Below are 8536 nucleotides of genomic sequence, written 5' to 3'. Positions count from 1 at the left end.
CGCGATAGGGTCAACGCGGACTTAAGTACGGTACTCGGCGTTGATCTTCACATACTCGTGCGACAGGTCGGTCGTCCAGATGGTTTCGCTGCAATCGCCGCGACCCAGTTCGATACGGATGGTGATTTCTTCCTGCTGCATCACCGCCGCGCCCTGGGCTTCGGTGTAGGTGGCAGCGCGGGCGCCACGGCTGGCGATGCACACTTCGCCAAGGAACACGTCGATCTTGCTCACGTCCAGGTTCGGTACGCCGGCACGGCCAACGGCAGCCAGGATGCGGCCCCAGTTCGGATCGGAGGCGAACAGTGCGGTCTTGATCAGCGGCGAGTGAGCCACGGTGTAGCCGACGTCCAGGCATTCCTGGTGATTGCCGCCGCCATTGACTTCAACGGTCACGAACTTGGTCGCGCCTTCACCGTCGCGAACGATGGCCTGGGCCACGTCCATGCACACTTCGAACACCGCCTGCTTGAGCTTGGCGAACAGTTCGCCTTCGGCACGGGTGATTTCCGGCAGTGCGGCCTGACCGGTGGCGATCAGCATGCAGCAGTCGTTGGTCGAGGTGTCGCCGTCGATGGTGATGCGGTTGAACGACTTGTTGGCGCCGTCGAGCATCAGGTTCTGCAGCACGTCACGGGAGACTTTGGCGTCGGTGGCGATGTAGCCGAGCATGGTGGCCATGTTCGGACGAATCATGCCCGCGCCCTTGCTGATGCCGGTCACGGTGACGGTCACACCATCGTGCTGGAACTGGCGGCTCGCGCCTTTCGGCAGGGTATCGGTGGTCATGATGCCAGTGGCGGCGGCTTCCCAGTTGTTGACCGACAGGTCGTCGAGGGCGGCTTGCAACGCGCCTTCGATCTTCTCGACCGGCAGCGGTTCGCCGATTACGCCGGTGGAGTACGGCAGCACCTGGCTGGCATCGACACCAGTCAGCTCGGCCAGCTTGGCGCAGGTGCGCTCGGCGGCGGCCAGGCCCGGCTCACCGGTACCGGCGTTGGCATTGCCGGTGTTGGTCAGCAGGTAACGCACCGGGCCTTGCACGCGTTGCTTGGCCAGAATCACCGGAGCTGCGCAGAAAGCGTTCAGGGTGAACACGCCTGCGACGGTCGAGCCTTCGACACAGCGCATGACCACGACATCCTTGCGCCCCGGGCGCTTGATGCCGGCCGATGCGATACCGAGTTCAAAACCGGCAACCGGGTGCAACGTTGGCAAAGGACCAAGACCAACAGCCATGAATGCGCTCCTCACTAGATGATGTCTGCACCGCTCGGCGGGAGCGGTGGTTTAAATGGCAAAACGCCGCGACGGCAGGAGCCGGTCGCGGCGCGGGTATTTCAAGGTATCAAACGGGTTTTACTGGATCTGCCCGTGGCAATGCTTGAACTTCTTGCCCGAACCGCAGTAGCACAGTTCGTTGCGGCCCAGCTTCTGCTCGTTGCGAACCGGTGCGGCGGCGAGGGCGACATCGACCTCTTCACCAAGCAGTTCCGGTTGCTCAAGACCAGGAGCTTCGTCGTGCTGGAACTGCATGCGCGCCGCCAGAGCTTCGGCTTCCTGACGCAGACGGGCTTCTTCCTCGGCCGGATCTTCGCGACGTACCTGAACATGGGACAGCACGCGGATCGAGTCGCGCTTGATCGAATCCAGCAGTTCGGAGAACAGTGTGAACGACTCGCGCTTGTACTCCTGCTTCGGGTTCTTCTGGGCATAACCACGCAGGTGGATACCGTGACGCAGGTGGTCCATGGTCGACAGGTGGTCTTTCCACAGGTCGTCCAGAACACGCAGAACGATTTGCTTCTCGAAGGTGCGCAGCGCTTCGGCGCCGGCCTGGTCTTCTTTCTCGTTGTACGCGGCCATCAGTTCCTGCATCAGTTTGTCGCGCAGGGTCTCTTCGTACAGATGATCGTCTTCGTCGAGCCATTGCTGAATCGGCAGCGCCACACCGAAGTCGCTTTGGATGGTGGCTTCCAGACCCGCCACGTCCCACTGCTCAGGCAGCGATTGCGGCGGAATGTGCGCGCTGACGGTGGCGTTGAGTACGTCCTGACGGAAGTCGGCGATGGTTTCACCGATGTTGTCGGCGGCCAGCAACGTGTTACGCATGTGATAGATCACTTTACGCTGTTCGTTGTTGACGTCGTCGAACTCGAGCAATTGCTTACGGATGTCGAAGTTGCGACCTTCAACCTTGCGCTGAGCCTTTTCGATGGCGTTGGTCACCATGCGGTGCTCGATCGCTTCGCCAGGCTGCATGCCCAGAGCCTTCATGAAGTTCTTCACCCGGTCAGAGGCGAAGATGCGCATCAGGCTGTCTTCCAGGGACAGGTAGAAACGGCTGGAACCGGCGTCACCCTGACGACCGGCACGACCACGAAGCTGGTTGTCGATACGGCGCGATTCGTGACGCTCGGAGGCGATAACCTGCAAACCGCCCGACTCGAGCACTTGCTGGTGACGCTTCTGCCAGTCGGCCTTGATCTGTGCGATCTGCTCAGGCGTCGGGTTTTCCAGGGAGGCCACTTCCACTTCCCAGTTACCGCCCAACAGAATGTCGGTACCACGACCGGCCATGTTGGTAGCAATGGTCAGTGCGCCTGGGCGACCGGCCTGGGCAATGATCTCGGCTTCCTTTTCGTGGAACTTGGCGTTGAGAACCTTGTGCTCGATGCCTTCCTTCACCAGAAGGCTGGACATGTGCTCGGAGGTTTCAATGGTGGCAGTACCCACCAGCACCGGACGGCCGGCGGCCATGCTTTCCTTGATGTCGTTGACGATCGCCGCGTATTTCTCGTCGGCGGTCAGGAACACCAGGTCGTTGTAGTCTTTACGGGCCAGGGGCTTGTTGGTCGGAATGACCAGCACCGGCAGGCCGTAGATCTGATGGAACTCGAACGCTTCGGTGTCGGCCGTACCGGTCATGCCGGACAACTTGTCGTACAGACGGAAGTAGTTCTGGAAGGTGGTCGAAGCCAGGGTCTGGCTTTCGGCCTGGATGTTCAGGTGTTCCTTGGCTTCGATGGCCTGGTGCAGGCCTTCGGACAGGCGACGGCCCGGCATGGTACGGCCGGTGTGCTCGTCGACCAGGACGACCTGGCCTTCCTGCACGATGTATTCGACGTTGCGGTGGAACAGCTTGTGCGCGCGCAGACCGGCGTAAACGTGAGTCAGCAGACTCAGGTTGTGCGCCGAGTACAGGCTTTCGCCGTCAGCCAGCAGGCCCAGACGGTTCAGCGCCTCTTCGACGAACTGGTGACCGGCTTCGTTGAGCTCGACCTGACGGGTCTTCTCGTCGACGGTGTAGTGACCGGCCTTGGTGACTTCGCCTTCCACTTCTTCGACGTGCAGTTCCAGCTGCGGGATCAGTTTGTTGATCTCCATGTACAGCTTGGAGCTGTCCTCGGCCTGACCGGAAATGATCAGCGGAGTACGGGCTTCGTCGATGAGGATGGAGTCGACTTCGTCGATCACGGCGAAATTGAGTTCGCGCTGGAATTTTTCTTCCATGCTGAACGCCATGTTGTCGCGCAGGTAATCGAAACCGAATTCGTTGTTGGTGCCGTAGGTGATGTCGGCGGCGTAGGCGGCGCGCTTTTCCTCAGGCGGCTGGAACGGCGTGACCACGCCGACGGTCAGGCCGAGGAATTCGTAGAGCGGACGCATCCAGTTGGCGTCACGGCGGGCCAGGTAGTCGTTCACGGTCACAACGTGCACGCCCTTGCCGGACAACGCGTTGAGGTAAACGCCCAGGGTACCCACCAGGGTTTTGCCTTCACCGGTACGCATTTCGGCGATCTTGCCTTCATGCAAGGTCATGCCACCGATCAGTTGGACATCGAAGTGACGCATACCCATGACGCGCTTGCCGGCTTCACGGGCAACCGCAAAGGCTTCTGGCAGCAGCTTGTCGAGGGTTTCCCCTTTGGCGATGCGGGCCTTGAACTCTTCCGTCTTGGCACGCAATTGATCGTCCGAAAGGGCCACCATTTGCTCTTCGAAGGCATTGACGACTTGTACCGTCTTGAGCATGCGTTTGACTTCACGCTCGTTCTTGCTTCCAAAAAGTTTCTTTAACAAAGGCGCAAACATATCGGCAGGATCTTCCACACTAAAGGGATGGAGGGCGGCCCCGTGAGCGTCGCCCGTGCAGCCCTCATGGCCGCATGCGAACGAGCATTCTACCCGGAAACGATGGTGAGGAAAGTGGCGTTATTCCACGATGCTGGCTCAGCGCTTTGACGGGGCTCACTTAAAATAGGGGCAAATGGGTCAACTTCAAGCCATGAACGGAAGAAGTTATCTGTTGATTTAATGGGGAAAGCGCGCGCAAAGCAATGGGTCGGGCGAATCTGCTGCTTTCTGCTACCATGGCGGCTCTGTTACTTCAGGTGTCTGATCATGGCATTTCGCCCTCTCACGGCCAGAGCACCCGCCGTCCTGCTACGCGAAGCCAAACCGCTCAAAGCCATGCTCGGCCATGCCCAACGCCTGAGTCATCTGCAACGACTGCTCGACAGCCAACTGCAACCCGCCGCGCGCGAACACTGCCATGTAGCCTCGTGGCGCGATGGCAATCTTTTGTTGATCGTCACTGATGGCCACTGGGCCACCCGCCTGCGCTACCAGCAAAAACGCCTGCAACGGCAGTTGCAGATGTTCGATGAGTTTTCCAGCCTCATGCGAATTCTGTTCAAGGTCCAGCCGCCCACCGTTCATCGCGGGGCTGCGGGGCATACCGTTGATTTGTCCGTGGATGCGGCGGCGACCATTCAGGCGACGGCCGATGGCATCAATGATCCGAAGCTGCGGGCGGCGCTGGAGCGGTTGGCGGCGCATGCTAGGCCCAAGACCTGAATCCTGCCCAGACAATCCCTGTAGGAGCGAGGCTTGCCCGCGAAGCTTTTAGCGCCCTCGAGGGCCTCTTCGCGGGCAAGCCTCGCTCCTACAAGGTGAGTGGGATTAGCGGCGTTTGCTGCCGCCGAGCAATGATCCCATCAAGCCCCGCACCAACTGCCGACCCAGTTGATTCGCCGCCTGGCGCATCGCCGATTTCAGCGCCTGCCCCGCCGCCGTGCCGAGAAACTCTCCGGCCTGCTCGGTGAAGCTTGGCTCCTGCTTTGCCGGCTTTTCAGCCTCGGCTTCCGGCGCCAGCCCCTTGCGTCCCATCAGCACTTCATAGGCCGATTCGCGGTCGATCGGTTTGTCATAACGTCCCTGGAACGGCGATCCCGCGATCAGCATCGTGCGCTCGGTATCGCTCAGCGGACCGATCCGTGACTGCGGCGGCGCTACCAGCACCCGCTGGACCATCTCCGGCGTGCCCTTTTCCTGCAAGGTGCCCACCAGCGCTTCACCAATCCCCAACTCGGTCAGTACCGCCAAGGCATCGAACGCCGGGTTCGGCCGGAAGCCGTCCGCCACCGCCCGCAGGGATTTCTGCTCCTTCGCGGTAAACGCGCGTAAACCGTGCTGGATGCGCAGACCGAGCTGAGCCAGCACATCGTCCGGCAAGTCACCCGGCGACTGGGTGACGAAATACACCCCGACGCCTTTCGAGCGGATCAGCCGCACTACCTGTTCCAGACGATCCTGCAAAGCCTTGGGCGTGCCGGTGAACAGCAGATGCGCCTCATCGAAAAACAGCGCCAGCAGCGGTTTGTCCGCATCGCCGCGCTCTGGCAGCTGTTCGAACAATTCCGCCAGCAGCCACAACAGGAAGGTCGCGTAGACCTTCGGTGCTTCGTGCACCAGACGACTGGCATCAAGCAGGTGGATGCGCCCTCGCCCGTCGGCGGTCGGTTGCAGGATGTCCTCGAGTTGCAGCGCCGGCTCGCCGAACAGGGCCTCGGCGCCCTGTTGTTCAAGGGTCGCCAGGCGCCGCAACAGCGCCTGACTGGAACCGGTGGTCATCAGCGCCGCGTCGTCCCCCAGCAGTTCCGGATGATCCTTTAGATGATTGAGCAGCGCCTTCAGGTCCTTCAGATCCAGCAGCAACAGGCCTTCGCGATCGGCGACCTTGAATGCGGCATACAGCGCAGATTGTTGACTGTCGGTGAGTTCCAGCAGGCTGCCCAGCAACAACGGTCCCATCTCGCTCAATGTCGTGCGCAAGGGATGACCGGATTTGCCGTGAATATCCCAAAGCGTTACCGGATATGACGCCGATTTGTGGTTCAGCCAGGGCATCCCGGCGATCCGCTCGGCGACTTTGCCCTGTGGATTACCCGCGGCCCCCAGACCGCACAGGTCACCCTTGATATCCGCTGCAAACACCGCCACGCCTGCATCGCTGAAGGCTTCGGCCAGTCGTTGCAAGGTGACCGTTTTGCCGGTACCGGTCGCACCGGCGATCAGACCGTGACGATTGGCCAGGCGCATGGCCTGGGAAATCGGCTGCCCTGAAGGATCGGCACCGATAACGAGTTGCGCTGAATCGTGCATTTTGCCCACCTTGATTAATCTTTGATCGATCGCGGCCGATATCCATGATTGAACAGTGTTGGTCTTGCGCTAAGGCGACGGCGCAAACACCGACCTGATTCAACGCCGCCCACGGCGTTCCTTTAATAAAGCACGCCGAGGGCATTAAGACCTTATTGGAAAACCCAAGCCATGAATAAAAATATGCGCTTCAGCCATAAGATCCTGCTTGCCGCCGCCCTCATCGTCACTCTCGCCTTCGCCGCATTCACGTTGTACAACGACTCGATGCAACGTAATGCGATCCGAAACAACCTCGATAATTACCTTCAGGAAATGGGCAGTGTGACTGCCAACAACATCCAGACCTGGCTGAACGGTCGCAGCCTGCTGGTTGAAAACCTCGCGCAAAACATCGCACTCAACCCGACGCTTGCAAACATCACCGATCTGTTTGAACAGAAGGCGATGACCACGGCTTTTGTCGCCGTGTTCATGGGCAACAGCGATGGTTTTTTCACCATCCGCCCGGACGCGAACATGCCGGAAGGCTTCGATCCCCGTAAACGGGACTGGTACAAAAGCGCCCAGACCACCAGCGGATCGGTGCTGACCGAGCCTTACATCGACATTTCCACCGGCAAGCTGGTGATTTCCATCGTCCAGAGCGTGTTCGATGAGACCCGGCACATCGGCGTGGTCGGTGGCGACCTGAGCCTACAGATGATCATCGACAGCCTCAACGCGCTGGATTTCGGCGGCATGGGTCATGCCTTCCTGGTCAGCGCCGACGGCAAGATCCTGGTGCACCCGGACAAGGATCTGGTCACCAAGTCCCTGGCCGAGGCGTACCCGAAAAACACCCCGAGGGTCAGCAGCGACTTCAGTGAAACCGAGGTCGATGGCAAAACCCAGATCGTCACATTCAGCCCAATCGATGGGCTGTCTTCGGTGAACTGGTACATCGGACTGTCGGTGGACAAGGACAAGGCCTTCTCGAAGCTCAGCGAATTTCGCGCGTCGGCGGTGGTGGCCACGGTCATCGCCGCCGGGATCATCATTGCCTTGCTGGGCCTGTTGATCCGCATCCTGATCCAGCCGCTGCAAGTCATGACCCGGGCCATGGAAGACATCGCCAACGGTGAAGGCGACCTGACCAAGCGCCTGACGATCCAGAACAACGACGAATTCGGCCTGCTGGGCAAAGCGTTCAACCGTTTCGTCGAGCGCATTCATGGATCGATCCGTGAAGTGTCCTCGGCCACCGGGCACGTCAACGAGGTCGCGCTGCGGGTGGTCGCGGCTTCCAACTCGTCGATGGAGAATTGCGACCAGCAAGCCTCGCGCACCAGCAGTGTCGTCGCCGCCATCAATGAGCTCGGCGCCGCGGCCCAGGAAATTGCGCACAACGCAGCGCAAGCCTCGACCCAAGCCAGCGATGCCCGCAATCTGGCGGAGGATGGTCAACAGGTGGTGCAGCGCAGCATTGCCGCGATGGATCAGCTGTCGAACCTGCTCGACGCCTCGAGTACCCACATCGAAGCGCTCAACAGCAAGACCGTGAACATCGGGCAGATTCTCGACGTGATCACCAGTATCTCGGAGCAAACCAATCTGCTGGCGCTCAATGCCGCCATTGAAGCGGCACGGGCCGGTGAAGCCGGGCGCGGGTTTGCCGTGGTCGCCGATGAAGTGCGCAACCTGGCGCACCGCACCCAGGAATCGGCGCGGCAGGTGCAGAGCATGATCGAGGAGTTGCAGGTCGGCGCCCGGGAATCGGTCAGCACCATGAACGACAGCCAGCGCCACAGCCAGGACAGCGTGGAAATCGCCAACCTGGCCGGCGAACGCTTGGGCAGCGTGACCCGGCGTATCGGCGAGATCGACGGGATGAACCAGTCCGTGGCCACCGCGACCGAGGAACAGACGGCGGTGGTGGAGTCGATCAATGTCGACATCACCGAAATCAATACGCTGAACCAGGAAGGGGTGGAGAATCTGCAATCGACACTGCGGGCGTGTGCCGAACTTGAGCAGCAGGCGGTGCGGTTGAAGCAGTTGGTCGATAGCTTCCGTATCTAGCGCCTGAACCGGCCTCTTCGCGGGCAAG

General features: G+C 60.5%; 5 protein-coding genes and 1 pseudogene. 3 read left to right on the top strand and 3 right to left on the bottom strand.

Features of this window, described 5'->3' with window-relative positions:
* Positions 1 to 21: 21 nt before the first annotated feature.
* Together argJ and secA are read right to left on the bottom strand one after the other, a co-directional pair.
* Complete coding sequence (argJ, locus tag K9857_RS28535) at positions 22 to 1239, bottom strand: bifunctional glutamate N-acetyltransferase/amino-acid acetyltransferase ArgJ (protein ID WP_224541632.1); 1218 nt, start codon at positions 1237 to 1239, stop codon at positions 22 to 24.
* Between the two features lie 120 nt (positions 1240 to 1359).
* Entirely contained in the window at positions 1360 to 4095 is a 2736-nt protein-coding gene (gene secA / locus K9857_RS28530; protein WP_224541630.1) for a preprotein translocase subunit SecA, read from the bottom strand.
* A 309-nt stretch (positions 4096 to 4404) separates the two neighbouring features.
* On the opposite strand from secA, the gene K9857_RS28525 reads away from it, so the two are divergent.
* Positions 4405 to 4860 carry a DUF721 domain-containing protein gene (locus tag K9857_RS28525; RefSeq protein WP_224541629.1) on the top strand — a complete coding sequence of 152 codons (456 nt, stop codon included), beginning with the start codon at positions 4405 to 4407 and terminating at the stop codon, positions 4858 to 4860.
* A 105-nt stretch (positions 4861 to 4965) separates the two neighbouring features.
* Here the strand turns inward: K9857_RS28525 and K9857_RS28520 are convergent, their stop codons facing one another.
* Positions 4966 to 6447 carry a helicase HerA-like domain-containing protein gene (locus K9857_RS28520; RefSeq protein WP_224541627.1) on the bottom strand — a complete coding sequence of 494 codons (1482 nt, stop codon included), beginning with the start codon at positions 6445 to 6447 and terminating at the stop codon, positions 4966 to 4968.
* Positions 6448 to 6618: 171 nt separating this feature from the next.
* Between K9857_RS28520 and K9857_RS30680 the strand changes: the two are divergent.
* Positions 6619 to 7650: pseudogene (locus tag K9857_RS30680) on the top strand (cache domain-containing protein); the annotation flags it as partial.
* Between the two features lie 93 nt (positions 7651 to 7743).
* A complete protein-coding gene (locus K9857_RS30675; protein WP_411961623.1) occupies positions 7744 to 8508 on the top strand; it encodes a methyl-accepting chemotaxis protein in 765 nt (254 codons plus the stop codon).
* Positions 8509 to 8536 lie beyond the last annotated feature (28 nt).

This window comes from Pseudomonas sp. REP124, from assembly GCF_020164475.1.
Lineage (GTDB): Bacteria > Pseudomonadota > Gammaproteobacteria > Pseudomonadales > Pseudomonadaceae > Aquipseudomonas.
Note: the sequence above shows the minus strand (reverse complement) of the source record. Positions and strands in the feature narration are given on the sequence as shown.